This window comes from Brachybacterium zhongshanense, assembly GCF_055385755.1.
This window is the reverse complement of sequence record NZ_AP043790.1, coordinates 3,410,849-3,426,138: the sequence shown is the minus strand read 5'-3', so window position 1 is coordinate 3,426,138 and position 15,290 is coordinate 3,410,849. Positions and strand designations below refer to the sequence as shown.

The 15,290-nt window shown below is 68.8% G+C and carries 18 protein-coding genes; 4 read left to right on the top strand and 14 right to left on the bottom strand.

Going from position 1 to position 15,290, the window contains the following annotated elements; genetic code table 11:
• Positions 1–10 precede the first annotated feature (10 nt).
• The 6 genes from fdhD to ACZ5AJ_RS15185 all read right to left on the bottom strand — a co-directional run bounded on the left by fdhD (position 11) and on the right by ACZ5AJ_RS15185 (position 5,184).
• Positions 11–955: a formate dehydrogenase accessory sulfurtransferase FdhD gene (gene fdhD / locus ACZ5AJ_RS15210; protein ID WP_464135888.1), complete on the bottom strand. Its 945-nt coding sequence runs from the start codon at positions 953–955 to the stop codon at positions 11–13.
• A gap of 65 nt (positions 956–1,020) precedes the next feature.
• Positions 1,021–1,929, bottom strand: a complete 909-nt coding sequence (locus ACZ5AJ_RS15205; RefSeq protein ID WP_464135887.1) for an NmrA family NAD(P)-binding protein — start codon at positions 1,927–1,929, stop codon at positions 1,021–1,023.
• Positions 1,929–2,891: an ABC transporter substrate-binding protein gene (locus ACZ5AJ_RS15200; protein ID WP_464135886.1), complete on the bottom strand. Its 963-nt coding sequence runs from the start codon at positions 2,889–2,891 to the stop codon at positions 1,929–1,931. Before ACZ5AJ_RS15200 ends, ACZ5AJ_RS15205 begins: the two co-directional genes overlap by 1 nt.
• 111 nt (positions 2,892–3,002) lie before the next feature.
• The gene (locus ACZ5AJ_RS15195; protein WP_464135885.1) at positions 3,003–3,668 is read right to left on the bottom strand and encodes an ABC transporter permease; all 666 of its coding nucleotides are present in this window, start codon (positions 3,666–3,668) and stop codon (positions 3,003–3,005) included.
• Complete coding sequence (locus ACZ5AJ_RS15190; protein ID WP_464135884.1) at positions 3,665–4,315, bottom strand: ABC transporter permease; 651 nt, start codon at positions 4,313–4,315, stop codon at positions 3,665–3,667. The genes ACZ5AJ_RS15195 and ACZ5AJ_RS15190 overlap by 4 nt, the downstream gene beginning before the upstream one ends.
• A complete protein-coding gene (locus ACZ5AJ_RS15185) occupies positions 4,312–5,184 on the bottom strand; it encodes an ABC transporter ATP-binding protein (protein ID WP_464135883.1) in 873 nt (290 codons plus the stop codon). Before ACZ5AJ_RS15185 ends, ACZ5AJ_RS15190 begins: the two co-directional genes overlap by 4 nt.
• 28 nt (positions 5,185–5,212) lie before the next feature.
• On the opposite strand from ACZ5AJ_RS15185, the gene ACZ5AJ_RS15180 reads away from it, so the two are divergent.
• On the top strand, positions 5,213–5,707 hold the full coding sequence (locus ACZ5AJ_RS15180; protein WP_464135882.1) for a zinc-binding dehydrogenase: 495 nt from the start codon (positions 5,213–5,215) through the stop codon (positions 5,705–5,707).
• 30 nt (positions 5,708–5,737) lie between these two features.
• Here the strand turns inward: ACZ5AJ_RS15180 and ACZ5AJ_RS15175 are convergent, their stop codons facing one another.
• The 4 genes from ACZ5AJ_RS15175 to ACZ5AJ_RS15160 all read right to left on the bottom strand — a co-directional run bounded on the left by ACZ5AJ_RS15175 (position 5,738) and on the right by ACZ5AJ_RS15160 (position 9,244).
• A complete protein-coding gene (locus ACZ5AJ_RS15175) occupies positions 5,738–6,580 on the bottom strand; it encodes an amino acid ABC transporter permease (RefSeq protein ID WP_464135881.1) in 843 nt (280 codons plus the stop codon).
• A complete protein-coding gene (locus tag ACZ5AJ_RS15170) occupies positions 6,577–7,269 on the bottom strand; it encodes an amino acid ABC transporter permease (RefSeq protein ID WP_464135880.1) in 693 nt (230 codons plus the stop codon). Before ACZ5AJ_RS15170 ends, ACZ5AJ_RS15175 begins: the two co-directional genes overlap by 4 nt.
• Before the next feature lie 130 nt (positions 7,270–7,399).
• Complete coding sequence (locus tag ACZ5AJ_RS15165; protein ID WP_464135879.1) at positions 7,400–8,371, bottom strand: glutamate ABC transporter substrate-binding protein; 972 nt, start codon at positions 8,369–8,371, stop codon at positions 7,400–7,402.
• Between the two features lie 75 nt (positions 8,372–8,446).
• A complete protein-coding gene (locus tag ACZ5AJ_RS15160) occupies positions 8,447–9,244 on the bottom strand; it encodes an amino acid ABC transporter ATP-binding protein (protein ID WP_464135878.1) in 798 nt (265 codons plus the stop codon).
• 150 nt (positions 9,245–9,394) lie between these two features.
• Here ACZ5AJ_RS15160 and ACZ5AJ_RS15155 point away from each other — a divergent pair, with 150 nt between their 5' ends.
• Together ACZ5AJ_RS15155 and ACZ5AJ_RS15150 are read left to right on the top strand one after the other, a co-directional pair.
• Positions 9,395–10,081: a CueP family metal-binding protein gene (locus ACZ5AJ_RS15155; protein WP_464135877.1), complete on the top strand. Its 687-nt coding sequence runs from the start codon at positions 9,395–9,397 to the stop codon at positions 10,079–10,081.
• Between the two features lie 120 nt (positions 10,082–10,201).
• A complete protein-coding gene (locus ACZ5AJ_RS15150) occupies positions 10,202–11,029 on the top strand; it encodes an alpha/beta fold hydrolase (RefSeq protein WP_464135875.1) in 828 nt (275 codons plus the stop codon).
• A gap of 281 nt (positions 11,030–11,310) precedes the next feature.
• Here the strand turns inward: ACZ5AJ_RS15150 and ACZ5AJ_RS15145 are convergent, their stop codons facing one another.
• The 4 genes from ACZ5AJ_RS15145 to ACZ5AJ_RS15130 form a co-directional block, all read right to left on the bottom strand.
• Entirely contained in the window at positions 11,311–12,159 is an 849-nt protein-coding gene (locus ACZ5AJ_RS15145; RefSeq protein WP_464135874.1) for a hypothetical protein, read from the bottom strand.
• Between the two features lie 77 nt (positions 12,160–12,236).
• Complete coding sequence (locus ACZ5AJ_RS15140) at positions 12,237–13,484, bottom strand: MFS transporter (RefSeq protein ID WP_464135873.1); 1,248 nt, start codon at positions 13,482–13,484, stop codon at positions 12,237–12,239.
• The gene (locus tag ACZ5AJ_RS15135) at positions 13,426–14,190 is read right to left on the bottom strand and encodes a hypothetical protein (RefSeq protein ID WP_464135872.1); all 765 of its coding nucleotides are present in this window, start codon (positions 14,188–14,190) and stop codon (positions 13,426–13,428) included. The genes ACZ5AJ_RS15140 and ACZ5AJ_RS15135 overlap by 59 nt, the downstream gene beginning before the upstream one ends.
• A 277-nt stretch (positions 14,191–14,467) precedes the next feature.
• On the bottom strand, positions 14,468–14,689 hold the full coding sequence (locus ACZ5AJ_RS15130; RefSeq protein WP_464135871.1) for a hypothetical protein: 222 nt from the start codon (positions 14,687–14,689) through the stop codon (positions 14,468–14,470).
• A gap of 256 nt (positions 14,690–14,945) precedes the next feature.
• On the opposite strand from ACZ5AJ_RS15130, the gene ACZ5AJ_RS15125 reads away from it, so the two are divergent.
• The gene (locus tag ACZ5AJ_RS15125; protein ID WP_464135870.1) at positions 14,946–15,284 is read left to right on the top strand and encodes a hypothetical protein; all 339 of its coding nucleotides are present in this window, start codon (positions 14,946–14,948) and stop codon (positions 15,282–15,284) included.
• Positions 15,285–15,290 lie beyond the last annotated feature (6 nt).

Below are 15,290 nucleotides of genomic sequence, written 5' to 3'. Positions count from 1 at the left end.
CTGGCCGGCGCTACCCTTCGAGCCCCGTGAGGTCGAGGCGCTCGATGCCGGTGTAGACGTTCATCCGACCGTCGGCGCCCTGGGCGGCCCCGCCGTCGGCCCCGCCGGCGCCGTCGGCCCCGCCGGCCGCGCCGGCCCCGCCGTCGGTCGATGCCGCCCGGGTGAAGCCGAGCAGCGTCATGCCGACCGCCTCGGCCGTGTCCACGGCGAGGGAGCTCGCGGCGGAGACGCAGGCCAGCATCGGGATGCCGGCCATGAAGGCCTTCTGGACGATCTCGAAGCTGGCCCGCGAGGAGACCAGCAGGAAGCAGCCGGACAGCGGCAGCCGGTCCTCGAGCAGCGCCCATCCGATGACCTTGTCGACCGCGTTGTGCCGGCCGACGTCCTCGCGCACCGCGAGGATCTCCCTGTCGGCCGCGGAGACCAGGGCGGCGGCATGGACGCCGCCGGTGCGGGCGAATACCGGCTGCCGCTCGGCGAGGCTCCGGGCCGCGGAGAGGATCGCGCCCGGGCTCACGGTCCAGTCCGTCGTCAGCTCGAAGCGGCTCCTGCGACGCACCGCGTCGATGCTCTCCGCGCCGCACACCCCGCAGGCCGAGGTGGTCGTGAACTGCCGCGAGGGGAGCGGCAGCAGCTGCGGCCGCGTGGTCGTGAAGTCCATGACGTTGTAGGTGTTGCGCTCGAAGCCGGTGCCGTCGTCGACGACAGCGCCGTCGCAGTAGCGCGCCTCCGCGATGTCGTCCCGGGAGACGATCAGCCCCTCGCCGTGGAGGAACCCGTGGATCAGCTCCACGTCATGGCCGGGGGTGCGCATGGTCAGGGACAGCTGTCGGCCGTTCAGCCGGATGTCCAGCGGTTCCTCGACGGCGACGTGGTCGCCCTTGCGGCCGGAGTAGAGCCGCCCCTCCCGCACGCGGACGGTGCGGATCCTGCGATTGTCGGTGACCCTGCCCATCCCTCGAGGGTAGTCGGACCGGGGCCGGGTCCGACGGCGGCAGACAGCCCTGTCAGGCGATGCGATCAGCGCGTGGTGACGACGTCCTCGAGGCGCAGCGGATCGCGGCCCAGCACCTCCCGCACATGCGGGCTCACCTCCGCGAGCGCGCCCGAGGCGATCGCGGTGTAGGTGCTGATCCAGGCGTCGACCTGCCAGTCCGGGGCGCCGTAGGGGGCGCGCGAGGCACGGGCCTGCTCCATCGTCTCGTCGACGTACCGGTGCTCGAGCCCGGTGGCGGCGGTGAGCCGGCCGGCGACCTCGGAGAGGGTGAGCGCCTCGGGTCCGGTCAGATCGAGGATCCTGTCCGCCCAGGGGGCGGGGTCCGTGAGGATGCGTGCGGCGACCTGGGCGACGTCCTCCCTGGCGACGAAGGCGCAGCGGCCGTCGCCGGCGGGGCCGCGGAGGGTGCGGTCCTCCCCCGCCCAGGGCTGGAGGACGTCGAGGTAGAAGTCGTCGCGCAGCATGGTCCAGCGCATCCCGGTCGCCGTCGCGGCGGCGCGGATCGCGTCCTCGGTGGCGCCGTGGTCGCGGGCGAGGGTGAACTCGGCGTCGGCCGCGGCTCCCGTGAAGGAGGTGTAGACCAGGTGACCCACTCCGGCGTCGGCGGCGGCTGCCACGACGGTGCGATGCTGATCCACCCGGTCGGCGCTCTCCCCCGCCGAGACCAGCAGCAGGGTCTGCACGCCGGATAGAGCGGCGGAGCAGGCGTCGGCGTCGCCGTAGGTCGCCACGGCGACGTCCGCGCCCGCGAGGCGCGGTGCGCGCGAGGCATCGCGCACGATGAGACGCAGACGGTCCGAGAGCCCCGCGTCCGCGAGCAGCGCGGCGACCCGCCCGCCGAGGTGGCCGCTCGCACCGGTCACGGCGATCCGGCCGACGGGCTCCCCGGCGTTCCGGCCGACGGGCTCGTCCTCGATGTCTCGCGCGCCCATCAGCCCAGCAGCCCCTTCTCGGTCAGCCAGTCCGTCGCGATGGTCGCGGAGTCCAGCTGCTCGTCGACGCTGCGGGTGTTCAGCGCGATGAGCTCCTCGGTGGTCAGAGCGTCCGTGACCTTCTGGAGCACCGCGGCGGCGTCGTCGTCGATCCGCTCGGAGACCAGGGGCGCGACGTTCTGCGGCAGGATCATCGACTCGGGGTCCTCGAGGGTGACGAGGTCGTTCGCGGCGATGGACGGGTCGGCGGTGTAGATGTCGGCGAGCTGTGTGGTGCCGTCGAGCAGCGCCTGCAGCGTGAGCGGGCCGCCGGAGTCGGAGACCGGCACGACCTCGAGCTCCACGCCGTAGATGCTCTGCGCCCCCTTCGGGCCGTAGGGACGCTCCTCGAACTCGGGGTTCGCGGCGATCGTCAGGCCGTCGATGTCGGCGAGGTCCCCGATCGAGGTCAGCGAGTTCTGGGAGGCGAACTCGCCGGTGGTTGTGTAGGAGTCCTGGTCGGTGGCCTCGGCGTAGGGCAGGACCCGCAGCCCGTCCGGGAGAGCGGCGCCCAGGGCGTCCGCGAGGTCGTCGGCCGTGCCCGCCGCGGCGCCCTCGTCGAGGTGCTGCAGCAGGTTCCCGAGGTACTCGGGCAGCAGGTCGATGGCCCCGGACTCGAGCTCCGGCATGTACACGTCGCGCTGGCCGATCTGGTACTGACGCTCGACGCTCGCGCCGGAGTCCTCGAGGACCTGGGCGTACAGCTCCGCGATGATCTCGTTGGAGTAGTACTGCTGGGAGCCGACGACGAGCGCGCCGCTCGCGCCCCCGCTGTCCGAGGCGCTGTCCGCCCCGTCGCCCGTATCGGTGTCCTCGGCGAGCGGGTCGGAGTTCGAGCAGGCGGCGGCGCCGACGGCGACGAGGCCGCCTCCGGCGAGCGCCGCGAAGGAGCGGCGGGTGGGGAGCGGACGATGCGCGGTCATGATGTCCTCCTGGAGGGGGTCCGGATCGACGGGGTCGGGATCAGCGGGGTCGGTGAGGTCGGGGGCAGCGGGGTCGGGGGCAGGGCTGGCGGGGTCGGTGAGGGCGGGGGATCAGCCCCGGGCCGCGCCGCGCGGGGCGGTCAGCCGCTCCACGAGGCGCAGGAGGAGGTCGATCGCGAGGGCGAGGGCGACCACCAGGAGCGATCCGGCAAGCATCTGCGGATAGTCGGAGAGGTTCAGACCCAGGAAGATGAAGCGGCCCAGACCGCCGTTGCCGATGTAGCTGGCGAGCATCACGGTCGCGACGACCTGCACGGCGGCGAGGCGCACCCCGCCGATCAGCAGGGGCAGCCCGATCGGGATCTCGACCCGGGAGAGGATCTGCCACTCGGTCATGCCCTGGGCGCGGGCCGCGTCGACGGTGCGCGGGTCCACGGCCTCGCAGGCCGAGTAGGCGCCGGCCAGCAGGGAGGGGATCGCGAGGATCACGAAGGCGAGGATCGGGGCGGTCAGGCCGATGCCCAGCCACAGGCCGAACAGGGTGATCAGGCCGAGGGTCGGCAGGGCGCGGGCGGCCCCGCTGAGCGCGACCACGGGACCCCGTCCGCGACGGGTGTGCCCGACCAGCAGGCCGATCGGGATGGCGATCACCGCCGCGATGCCGACGCCCAGCAGCGTGTACCAGAGGTGCTCGAGCAGGCGGACGGGGATGGACCCCGGCCCCGACCAGCGGGTGGGATCGGCGAGCCAGGCGACAGCGGCCGTCAGCTGGTTCATGCCGCACCTCCACGCGGAGCATGCGCCCAGGGAAGGGCGAGGCGGGAGGCGAGGACGATGAGCAGGTCCAGCAGCAGGGCGACCGCCGCGGTCAGCACGATGCCGCAGAGGATCTCGGCGATGATGTTCCGCTGGAAGCCGTCGATGAACAGCATGCCCAGGCTCGGCACCCCGAGCACGCCGCCGACGGTGACGAGGGAGACCGTGGAGACCGCGACCACGCGCAGCCCGGCCACGAGCGCCGGACCAGCGAGCGGCAGCTCGACCCGCCAGAACCGCTGGAGCGGCGCGAAGCCCTGGGCGGTCGCCGAGCGGAGGGTGTCCTCGCTGACGGCCCGCAGCGCGTCGGAGGCGCTGGGGACCATGAGGGCCAGGCCGTAGATCGTCAGGGCCACCACGATGTTCAGCGGGCTGCGGATCGAGGTGCCGAGGATCAGGGGCAGCAGGATGAACAGCGGTAGCGAGGGGATCGCGTAGAGAAGGCCCGCACCCGCCGCGAGAGAGGTGCGCAGCCAGCCCCGCACGGCGATCAGCTTGGCGATCGGCAGGGCCAGCACGAAGGCCAGCACGATGGGCGGGAGCGCCTGCGCGAGATGGGCGAGCAGGCGCGAGCCCAGCAGGTCGAGGTTGCCGAGGACCCAGGTCATGGGCGGCTCTCCGCGGAGGGCTCCGACGAGGGGGCCGGGGAAGGTGCTGGAGCTGCGGCCGAGGAGAGGACTCCTGCGGCCCGCCCGTCGGCGTCGACCACCACCTGCGCGTCCCCCACCTGCTCGATGTGGAGGCTGCGGGTTCCGCGGTCGGCGCCGACGAAGCTGCGCACGAAGTCGTCGGCCGGATCGGCGAGGATCTCCTGCGGCGTGCCCTGCTGGGCGATGACCCCGCCGGGGCGCAGCAGCACCACGCGGTCGCCCAGCAGGAACGCCTCGTCGATGTCATGGGTGACGAAGACGATCGTCTTGTGCAGCTCCTTCTGGATGCGCAGCATCTCCTGCTGCAGGTCGGCGCGGACGATCGGGTCGACCGCCCCGAAGGGCTCGTCCATCAGGAGGATGTTGGGGTCCGCGGCGAGCGCGCGGGCGACGCCCACCCTCTGCTGCTGGCCGCCGGAGAGCTGGGACGGGTAGCGCCGGGCGAGAGCGGGATCCAGCCCCACCACCTCGAGCAGCTCGAGCGCCCGGGAGCGGGCCCCGCGCCGGGACGCTCCCCGCAGGACCGGCACCGTGGTGACGTTGTCGAGGACCGTCCGGTGCGGCAGGAGCCCGGAGGCCTGCATGACGTATCCGATCGAGCGGCGCAGACGCACGGGGTCGAGCGCCGCGACGTCATCGCCGTCGATGGTCACGCGCCCGCTCGTGGGGTCGACCATGCGGTTGACCATGCGCAGGAGGGTGGTCTTGCCGGAGCCGGAGGTGCCCACCAGGACGACCGCCTCGTGGGAGGCGATCTCCAGACTCACGTCCTCGACGGCGATGGTGCCGTCCGGATAGGTCTTGCCGACGTTCTCGAACCCGATCACAGGGCCTCCCCCACGGGTCGTCGTACAGATGTTCGATGTCCTGCTCGGCCGACACTACTGCATCGATCATCGCACCGATGAGCGACCTGCCGACCGGCCGGTCGGGGACGACCGAGCGGACGAGGTGATCATCGATGACGGCAGGATCGCCCCGCAGGTGCGTCGGCTGCTCCCGGACGGGGTCGACGCCGCCCTCGAGCTGGTCGGGGCGCCGACGCTGCGGGACACGCTCGGCTGCGTCCGCGAGCGAGGGATCTGCTGCTTCACGGGGATGCTGTCGGACGAATGGATCGTGAAGGACTTCTACCCCATCGGGTTCCTCCCTCGCGGGGTCCGCCTGTCCGCCTACGCGGGCGAGGCCTCCGACCTCCCGGCCGGCGTGCTCCAGGACTACCTCGATGATGTGGCTCAGGGACGGGCCGCTCTGCCCCTGTGGCGCACCTTCCCGCTCGAGCAGGCCGCCCGGGCGCATGCGCTCATGGAGTCCGGGGAGGCGCTCGGGAAGATGGTGCTCCTCCCCTGAGCCTCCGCGGACGCGGCCGTCGGCCCGGGATCAGTCCTTCGTGCCGCTCCCGGCGGCCGCCCGGCGGCGCATGCGCACGTCCAGGAGGTTCGCGGCGCGCGTGAGCAGGAAGTTGATGACGATGTAGATGACGGAGACCACCAGATAGGTCTGCACCAGGAACCGGGTGATCGAGACCATCGTCTTGCCCTGGAACTGCAGCTCGTTGAAGCTGACGACGTAGCCGAGCGTGGAGTCCTTCAGCAGGCTCACGAGCGCGAGGATCAGGCTGGGCAGGACCAGTCGCACGGCCTGCGGGAGGATCACGCTGGCCATGGTCTGGCGGCGGTCCAGGCCGATCGCGGCGGCGGCCTCGTGCTGGCCCCTGTCCACGGCGTTGATGCCCGCGCGGAACACCTCGGCGGTGGTCGCGGAGCTGACCAGGATCATGGGGATCACGAGCATCCAGAAGCGCGGGAAGGTGACGCCGAACGCGGGCAGCGCGAGGAGGAACGCGTAGACCACCAGCAGCATCGGGATGCCGCGGAAGAACTCGATCCAGGCGGCGGCGACGCTGCTGACCACCGGGTTGCGGGCGAGGCGCCCCAGTGCCAGGAGCAGCCCGAAGGGGAAGGCGACCACGGCGGCGACGGCGGTGGCCTGCAGGGTGCCCTTGAGCCCCTCCGCGAGGAAGGCGATGTAGTCGCGCCGGAGATAGGGGAGCCACTTGTCGGCGGCGAGCTGGCCGTTGCGGCCGAACTGCCACAGGGCTCCCGCGATCAGCAGGGCGATGACGATGACGGAGAGGATCGAGAGGGCGAGGATCCGGGCGCGGCCCTTGGGCCCCGGCGCGTCGAAGAGGACCTGGGTGGCGGTGGTGCTGCGGGCGCTCATGCCTGGGCCGCTCCCTTCAGGCTGTCCGTCGGACGCAGACGCCGACCGGAGGAGGGGGCGACGGCTCGCTCGAGGGCGCGTCCGCCGTAGGCCGCGCTGAGCGAGAGCACCAGGTAGACGATGCCGGAGACGAGGAACAGCAGGACCGCTTCGGCGGACCGGATGTTCAGCTGCTGGGTGACATAGGTGGTCTCGGCGACGGAGATCGCCGCGCACAGGGACGAGCCGATCAGCGTGCCGATGAAGACGTTCACGAGCGGCTGGATCATCGTGCGGAACGCCTGCGGGAGGATCACGAAGCGCAGCACGCCGAAGAAGCCGAGGCCGATCGAGCGGGCCGCCTCGGCATGGCCGATGGGCACCGTGTTGATGCCCGAGCGGATGTTCTCGCACACGAACGCGGCGCTCGAGAGGGTCAGCGCGAGCACGCCGCACCAGAAGTACGGCAGCAGCAGGCCCGCGTCCGGCAGGCCGAAGGCGATCAGGATCAGCAGGCTCAGCAGCGGGATGTTGCGGAAGATCTCGACGTACACGGTCGCGGCCCAGCGGAGCGGCGGGACGGGACTGACGCGGCACACGGCCATGACGGTGCCGACGATCAGCGCGAAGGCGTAGCCGAGCAGGGTCAGCGCGATCGTGGTGCCGATGCCCTGCAGCAGGAACTGCCAGTTCTCGACGAGGATCTGCATGCGAGACCTTCCGTTGGGGGACGTACAGCGGGCCGACGGACCGGTTGACGGACAGCCCGGCCGACGGACGACGGACGACGGGACTCGTGCAGTCCGCGCGGTCCGTCGGCCGGCCGGGATCAGGCCGGGATCAGGCCGGCAGGTCGCCGATGGTCGGCGGGGTCGGGACCTCGCCCTCGATGACCTGGCCGATGGTGGCGGTGTACAGCTTCTCCCAGGTGCCGTCGGACTCGATGGCCTCGAGGAAGCCGTTGACGAAGTCCAGGGCGTCGGAGTCCTTGTTCAGTCCGATGCCGTAGGGATCCTCGGTGAAGGGCTCGCCGACGACGGACACCTCTGGGTCGGCTTTCGAGTTGCCCAGCAGCACCCCCTGGTCCAGGACGTACGCGTCCACGCGGCCCTGCTTGAGCGCTGCGACGCAGGACTCGTTGTCCGCGAGGGTCTCGACCAGCGAGGCGTCGTAGTCGGGGACGTTCTCCTCGATGGCCTGGATGCCGGTGGAGTTGGACTGCGTGACCAGCTTCAGCCCGGTGAGATCCTCGGGGCCCGTGATCGAGTCCTTGTCCTCGGTGCGCACCTGGATCGCGGTGCCGGAGAGGTAGTAGGGGCCGGCGAAGTCGATCTTCTCGAGGCGCTCCGCGGTGATCGAGTAGGTCGCGATGACGCAGTCGACGGTGTCGTTCTGGACCATCGTCTCGCGGGTCTCGACGGTGGTGTCGATGTACTCGACCTTCTCCTCGCCGCCGTCGCCCAGGATGTAGCGGGCCAGCAGCTGGGTGATGCCGGCGTCGAAGCCGGTGACCTTGTCGGTCGAGGGGTCGATCAGCGAGAAGACCTGGTTGGCGGTGGTGCCGCCGCGCACCAGCTTGTCGGCCTCCTTGATGGCGGTCGCCCAGGTGCTCGCGGAGACGTCGGCGTCGTCGGCCACGGGGCCGCCCGCGATCGCGGCGTCATAGTCGCTGCTGGTCTCGTCGTCCTCTCCGCCCAGCGAGGGGGCGTCGGAGTCGTCGGACGAGCAGGCGGCGAGGGCGAGGCCGAGCGGCAGCGCCGCAGCGGCGGCGACCACGGCGCGGCGGCCGGGACGGAAGCTCGAGTCGGTCATGAGGGATCTCCTTCGGGATGGGGCGGTCGGACCGCCGGGGGAGGCGCCGGATCACCGGGCCCGGTGGCACCGGGATCAGTGGGGGAGGATCTTGGACAGGAAGTCCTTGGCGCGCTGGGTCTTCGGGGAGGAGAAGAACTCCTCCGGCTCTCCCTGCTCGACGATCTCGCCGTGATCCATGAAGACCACGCGGTCGCAGACATGGCGGGCGAAGCCCATCTCGTGGGTGACCACGAGCATCGTCATGCCTCGCTCGGCCAGCTCGGTCATCACGTCGAGCACCTCGTTGATGACCTCGGGGTCGAGGGCCGAGGTGGGCTCGTCGAACAGGAGGGCCTTGGGGTCCATCGCCAGCGCGCGGGCGATCGCCACCCGCTGCTGCTGGCCGCCGGACAGGGCGGCGGGGAGGTTCTCGGCCTTGTCGGCGAGGCCCACCCGCTCGAGGAGCTCGCGCGCCCGCTGCTCGGCCTGCGCCTTCGGCACGCCGCGCACCTTGCGCGGCCCGAGCGTCACGTTGTCGATGGCCTTGAGGTGCGGGAACAGGTTGAAGCTCTGGAACACCATGCCGACGTCCGAGCGCAGACGCGTGAGCTCCTTGCCCTCCTCGGGCAGCAGCTTCCCGTCGATCTCGATCTCGCCGGCGCTGATCGTCTCGAGGCGGTTGATGCAGCGGCACAGGGTCGACTTGCCCGATCCGGAGGCGCCGATCAGCGCCACCACCTCTCCGCGCCGGATCTCCAGGTCGACGTCCTTGAGCGCCTGGAAGTCACCGAAGAGCTTGCTGACCCCGCGCACGCTGATCAGGGGCTCCCCGATCGTCTTCCCCTGCGCGGGAGCCCGCTCGCCCTGAGTGGTCGCACTGCTGTCGCTCATAGGACGATCTTTCGCCCCACGGCCCGTTCTGTCCAGGTCGCGAGAACCTGCTTCACCATCTGGGACGAATTCGTGACCAGCGGCAGGTCCTGGCGGCACGAACGGACGAAAGTCCTGGCCCCGATACCTCTCCCCCGTAGAGGATCGGCGGTGACCACCAGCGAAGGGAATCCCGTGCCGCCCTCCTCGTCCACCCCTCAGAGGTCCTCCTCCGGACTGCCGCGCCGCGCGCTCCTGCTCGCCCCGGCCGCCGTCGGCCTCGCCGCCGCCCTCGCCTCATGCACCTCCGACGGAGCACCGGCCGGCACCGGCGCCGGCTCCGGTTCCGGAGCGACTTCGGGCTCCGGAACGTCCGACGACGGACTGCTCGCCGCTCGCGGGTGGACCGACCAGACGGCGCGCGAGATCATCGAGGAGCTCGAGGCCCTGCCTCTCGATGAGCGCCCCGCCGATCTCACCGCCTCGGTGCAGCAGGAGGAGCTGGTCCTCGCCGACACCGCCGGTCGCGAGGCGGTCCTGCCCCTCGTGGAGGACGGCTTCCGCCTCTCCATCGCCCCGTACGTCGAGGACACCCACGACTGCTTCCTGCACAGCCTCACCACCTGCGTCGGCGAGCTTCAGAGCGAGGACCTGCAGGTCCTCGTCACCTCCGCCGACGGCGAGGTGCTGATCGACGAGGTGCGCACCACGGCGGCCAACGGCTTCCTCGGTCTCTGGCTTCCCCGTGATGAGCAGCTCTCCGTGTCCCTCGCCCGCGACGGCGAGAGCGCTCGCGCGGAGGTCACCACGGACGCCGAGTCCGCCACCTGCCTGACCACCATGCGCCTGGAGGCGTGACGGCGGGCGCAGGGACGGCCGCAGCCGCATGGGACCCTCTCGCAGCCCAGCACCTGGCACCCTGGGGATCGCAGTCCCTGCAGTGACCGATGCAGGACCTGCGGACCTCGAGGAGAACCGATGCTGCCCGCGCACGAGACCCTCACCTGGCACGACATGGACCGTCCCGACGCCGTCATGCGCGTTCGACGGCGGGAGTCCGAGGACGGTCGATGGGTCGTGCTGCTGCACGGCGCCGGCATGGACGGCACCATGTTCGACGCTCAGATCTCCGCCCTCCCGACGACGACCGGCATCCTCTGCCCCGACCTGCGCGGCCACGGCCGCTCCCCGCTCGAGGGCTCCTTCCGCTACACGGACCTGCTGGCCGACCTCGAGGCGATGCTCGCGCCGCTCGCCGGGGCGGACGTCACCCTCATCGGCCAGTCCCTGGGCGGAAACCTCGCGCAGACCTGGCTGGCTCACAGCCCCCGGGAGATTCGCAGGGCTGTTCTCATCGACTGCACCGACAACCACGGACCGGTGACACGGACCGAGCTCCTGGCGCTGCGGAGCACGGTGCCGATCCTCCGACGCACCCCATGGTCGTGGACGGTCTCAGCATCCGCCCGGGCATGCGGCACCGAACCCACCACACAGGCCTATGCGCGCGATCGTCTGCTCGCCATCGGGCGGGAGCGCTTCGCCGAGGTCATGGGCTTCTGGCGAGACGCCCTGCGCCCCGATCCCCGAGCTCGGCTGCCCGTGCCGGTCCTCGCGCTCCTCGGAGAGCGCGACCCCACAGGGAACATCCGCACCGCGATGGCACACCTAGCACGACGGGACCCCCAGGTGCAGCTCGAGACGGTGGCCGGCGCCGCCCACCATGCGAATCAGGATCGCCCAGAGGCCGTGAACACGCTGATCGCAGCATTCCCCAACGAGGGCGAGCTCCCTGCTGCCGAGTGAGGGGCCGCCGGCCGGGAGCCGGACGGGCCCCAGACTCCACCCTGCCGTCCACCACAGGTTCTGCCGCATCCTCCGGTGCGCCGCACGGGACAGCTCGACGACGGAGAGCACCGAGCGCGGATCCGAGCTGGCGAGGACAGAGCAGCAGCCAACTCCGGATGGCAGATGTGAGCCCCGACTGCTCTGAGTTGGAATGCCCCGGCGTCACCCAGCCTTCCCAGCCTCAACGGGCGCTGCCCCGCAGACGCGTCGCTCACCATCTCCATGACCCTGCATCCCCTCTATATATCTGCCCAGAGGGAAGCCAAGCGCTCCACCTCCACCGACCGATGCCCCGCACCACGACACCGAAGCATGGCGCGCTCGACAAGTACCGCCATCTCCAGGGGACCCACCCCACCAGGCACCGGTGTGATGCGCGAGCACAGGTCGGCCATCGCCGGGGCGAAATCCCCAAGCACGATGCCTCCGCTCACAGTGTTTCCCACGTCGACACCCAGATGAAATCTACCCCGTCCGGAGGGGAATGCGATAATCGATCGAGGTGCACCGACGGCACTGAATACTGCGCTCACGCCAGCATCGATATGTATGGGTTCACCGACGTCGAAGCCATCCACATGGGCGCCTTCCGCGCGCAGCGCCTCCACCAATCGGGACCCTATATATCCTCTCGACCCTACGACCGCTGCCGAACCGTTCGCCCCCAATGCCCCATAGAGCCTGACACACGCTTCGACCGTAGCCGGAAGAGAAGCCCTGGAGCCGTCTCCCGGTTCGAGCAGGTTCCCATCCAGATCCTTCTGTGCAAGGCCTTCAACCTCCTTGACATATTCCGGGTGAGGACGCTGAACCACCAGTCCGGCGATACCGGGGTCATCGGCGATCTTCTCGAGTAGCTCGATCGACGCTCGCCGAGCGTTCGCTTGGGGTCGATATCCGATGACCCTGAATCCGGCGGAGGCGAACGCTCTAGCCTTTTCGTTGGCTGAATCCACGGCCGCCAGCTCCGCACCTTCAGATCCAATTCGACCTGACGTCCCACGGAAGAGGATGATCGCCAGAGAGGGGACCTCCAGGCTCTCGACCTGCTGACGCGCCTCATCGATGACCCGGTCCCTCAGACGCACGCCGTCAATGATTCCAGGGGGCCGTGGGTGATGCGGCACTCGTACGTCACTCATCGTGCTCATTCCGACATCAGACATCATGGTTCAGATGACTCGAGAGCGTGGGATCCCCAGATGCCCCTCATCGCAACAACGAGGAGCAGGGAGACACATCCTGCCAAGAGAAAGATGATCCGCAGATCCCACGTCTGCACGATGACAGCAGAGAGCACGCCGCTCAAAGGCAATGTGGACCAGCTGATCGTCCGCGCCAAGGAACCCACTCTCCCCATATGCTCCGGCTTGGCCGCCAGCTGCCTCACCGAGGTCGCACCGGCTTGAAGCATCGTGCTCCCGAGACTGGACAGAGCCCAGAGGAACACAGCGATGATCAGACCAAATATGCCTCCGGGCAAGAAGGCCAATGTCAGACATGCGATGCCGCGAAGGAACAATCCGATGCCCGGGGCGCGCCACCAGTTGAAGGTGTACTTCTTCAACAGGAGAGAGAACAGCAGACCGGCCGCGCCTCCCGCCATGACGAACCCTGCGGCTGCGACATCCACTCCACGTGAGGCCAGGAGCGACGGAAGATATGAACTCAGAGATCCGCTGAAGAGATTCACGACCGCCATTCCGCCGAAGGTGCCCAGCAGCAGAGGGGTGCGCAGGATCGCCATCATCTCGTGCAGCTCACCCTTCACGCCGAGCCTCTCCCTCTTGGCCTGACGGATGGTGAGAGGAGTTCTCAGGGTGCCGATGATCACGGCGCTCATCGCAAACGCCATGACGTCGACCAGCAGGATCTTGAACCCGAAACTCGTAAGCATCGACAAGCCGACGAGCGTCGGCCCAAGGAGCTGCCCCAAGGTATAACTGACCTGCATATAGCCGTTCGCGAGGCGCAGCCCCTCTCGATCCACTATGAGAGGAAGCACCGCAAATCTGGCAGCCTCATACACACTACCGACGGATGCATGCAGCAGCACGAGGAGAAGGAGAACATGAATGTCCTCGGCGACAATCGCGATGAACATCAATCCTGTGATGACACATCTGGCACTGTCCCCGAATATGAGCAGCGTCTTTCTGGGGAGTCGGTCGGCCAGAACTCCCGCAACCGGCCCGAGAAGCAGATACGGAAGATAGCTGAGAGCGATATTCGCGGCGAGGTACCATGGGGTGTCGGCAGCATCCGAATACTTTGTTATGGCCAAAATCGTCGCGAACTGCGTGATCCCATTCCCGAGCTGGCTGACCGATTGTGTCCCGAAATACTTCCGGAAATCAGTTGATTGCCACGGCGAAGGGGGCTTGACCGACGTCGGCCTCGATGATCGCGGCACTCTCGATGGGCTCCCTTCTTGCCGGGAACGGGCAGTAGTTGAGGAGCTGACCGGTCGACTCCTTGTCGATGGTGCGAACCGCTTCAAGAGCAAGCCCTTCGGCGAATCGGATACTTGACGATGGGAGGAACTGCGACGCGGGAACCCACTGCCCTGCGGACGTCAACAGCGCCGACTGGGATTGGATTCCAGATGACTCATCCAATGGAGCCGCCGCGACCCTCAAAAATGCTCCGCACGGGCGATCATCACAGATATAGATGCGCATGTCAGCATAATACTGCCATCCTTGACGGACCACACGGAAAGGTTCGCACCACTCTTCGAGGAAGTTCCCCACTCTCGGCTGCAACGATTCTCCCGCCCCTCCGTAATGGAAGTGGACGCCGATGCCCGCCGAACCGAAACGAGGCTTTTCCACGATCGGAATCACCCTCGACGCATATCTAGAGCTCGAACTCGGGCTCTCCGGAACCGGAATCCCGTTGCTGCGCAGCATCCCCTTCGCTGACAGCTTGTCTTCGCAGGCCGCTCGGAAATGAAGACTGTTGACTGCTCCGTTCGAGGTGGCCAGGAGCGCCTGCGGATCGAGCGATGCTGACTTGTCCAGATACAGAGTCCTCCGGGAGGATCTGAGATCCTCTCGGGCTGCGGCCACATCCCCGAACAGCACCTCGGCACCCCCGGCGGAGTCCAGGGCGGTCAAGTCGGCAATGAGTTGCTCAATGCGCAGGTCGCGCCTCCTCCAGTCACGATGCGGCCTGGTGGGGATGGGGATCGTTGCTCCACCCGTAGAGATCGCGGGAGGCGCTACGACATATATGCGCGAGCGATCCTGTCTCTCCGCGAGCCTCTGGATCCTGCGACAGAGAGGGTTCAGGCGCGACCACCCATTGGGGCGGTCATTGATCTCCAGGACCCGGTAGCCCTCGCCACCGGGTCCCGGGACCAGATCGACGCCAGCGAGCGGCATGGTTCGAGTCTCAGATGGTGGCGAGCATTCGGACCTGCTGCTCATTGATCCTCGCATCCGGCGCAAGCTCCGCGCCGTCGAGGATGGAGTTGATCAGGTCGATGTTCGCCTCAGACAGGAAATAGCCATGGGCGGCCATCGTCGCTCCGGGGTCAGCCTTGAATGCGGGAATGACCTCTGGATGAGCGGTGAGAAATTCGGTCACGGTCGCGAATGCCGGCGATGCTGCCATAGTTCCTCCCATTGTGGATGAGTGCGCCAAAATTGGCAGAGCCGACGCTAGGCGCTCGATTCTGCAGTCGCAATGGGTGTCCATACTCTGATCGTGCACAATGACCGATGTCTGATTTAGCCCCATATAGGCGAATCTCTTCGCTGTGCCGTCTTGCCCACGATCTCGAGATCTCCGCGGCTCGGAGCGTCGTACCGACGCGACGGGCTTGCGGTGGCTCCTCGCGCCGGGCGGCGTGCTCGGCCTCGGTGAGCCCATGCATCCGGAGGTTCCCCTTCCGGACGACATGTACCCCTACATGAGTCGGGGCGAGCTGTCCTGGGCTGAGTGCTTCAGTGATCTGAGCAGCACGACCGCGCACATCGCCACGGTCGGGTTGGAGACCATCCGCGCCGAGTACGCGGCCGACGTCTCCTCCTGGTGGGATGAGTTCGCGCGCCAGGACCCCTTCGCCAAGGCCGATCCCGATGGAGACCCCACCACCCTGCGCGTCGACGCCGGCCGCTGGACCAGCTTCGGCATCGTCATCGCCCGCAAGCCCCTGCTCCCCGATCCGGGGAGCGCTCCAGGTCCCGCAGACCGCACCGAGCAGTAGCGTCGG

Bases quoted from the DNA above. Each gene is read 5' to 3' on its own strand.
- fdhD (WP_464135888.1), bottom strand. From the start codon at position 955: ATGGGCAGGGTCACCGACAATCGCAGGATCCGCACCGTCCGCGTGCGG.
- ACZ5AJ_RS15190 (WP_464135884.1), bottom strand. From the start codon at position 4,315: ATGACCTGGGTCCTCGGCAACCTCGACCTGCTGGGCTCGCGCCTGCTC.
- ACZ5AJ_RS15205 (WP_464135887.1), bottom strand. From the start codon at position 1,929: ATGGGCGCGCGAGACATCGAGGACGAGCCCGTCGGCCGGAACGCCGGG.
- ACZ5AJ_RS15130 (WP_464135871.1), bottom strand. From the start codon at position 14,689: ATGGCAGCATCGCCGGCATTCGCGACCGTGACCGAATTTCTCACCGCT.
- ACZ5AJ_RS15150 (WP_464135875.1), top strand. From the start codon at position 10,202: ATGCTGCCCGCGCACGAGACCCTCACCTGGCACGACATGGACCGTCCC.
- ACZ5AJ_RS15200 (WP_464135886.1), bottom strand. From the start codon at position 2,891: ATGACCGCGCATCGTCCGCTCCCCACCCGCCGCTCCTTCGCGGCGCTC.
- ACZ5AJ_RS15175 (WP_464135881.1), bottom strand. From the start codon at position 6,580: ATGAGCGCCCGCAGCACCACCGCCACCCAGGTCCTCTTCGACGCGCCG.
- ACZ5AJ_RS15180 (WP_464135882.1), top strand. From the start codon at position 5,213: ATGTTCGATGTCCTGCTCGGCCGACACTACTGCATCGATCATCGCACC.
- ACZ5AJ_RS15170 (WP_464135880.1), bottom strand. From the start codon at position 7,269: ATGCAGATCCTCGTCGAGAACTGGCAGTTCCTGCTGCAGGGCATCGGC.
- ACZ5AJ_RS15125 (WP_464135870.1), top strand. From the start codon at position 14,946: ATGCATCCGGAGGTTCCCCTTCCGGACGACATGTACCCCTACATGAGT.
- ACZ5AJ_RS15195 (WP_464135885.1), bottom strand. From the start codon at position 3,668: ATGAACCAGCTGACGGCCGCTGTCGCCTGGCTCGCCGATCCCACCCGC.
- ACZ5AJ_RS15165 (WP_464135879.1), bottom strand. From the start codon at position 8,371: ATGACCGACTCGAGCTTCCGTCCCGGCCGCCGCGCCGTGGTCGCCGCC.
- ACZ5AJ_RS15160 (WP_464135878.1), bottom strand. From the start codon at position 9,244: ATGAGCGACAGCAGTGCGACCACTCAGGGCGAGCGGGCTCCCGCGCAG.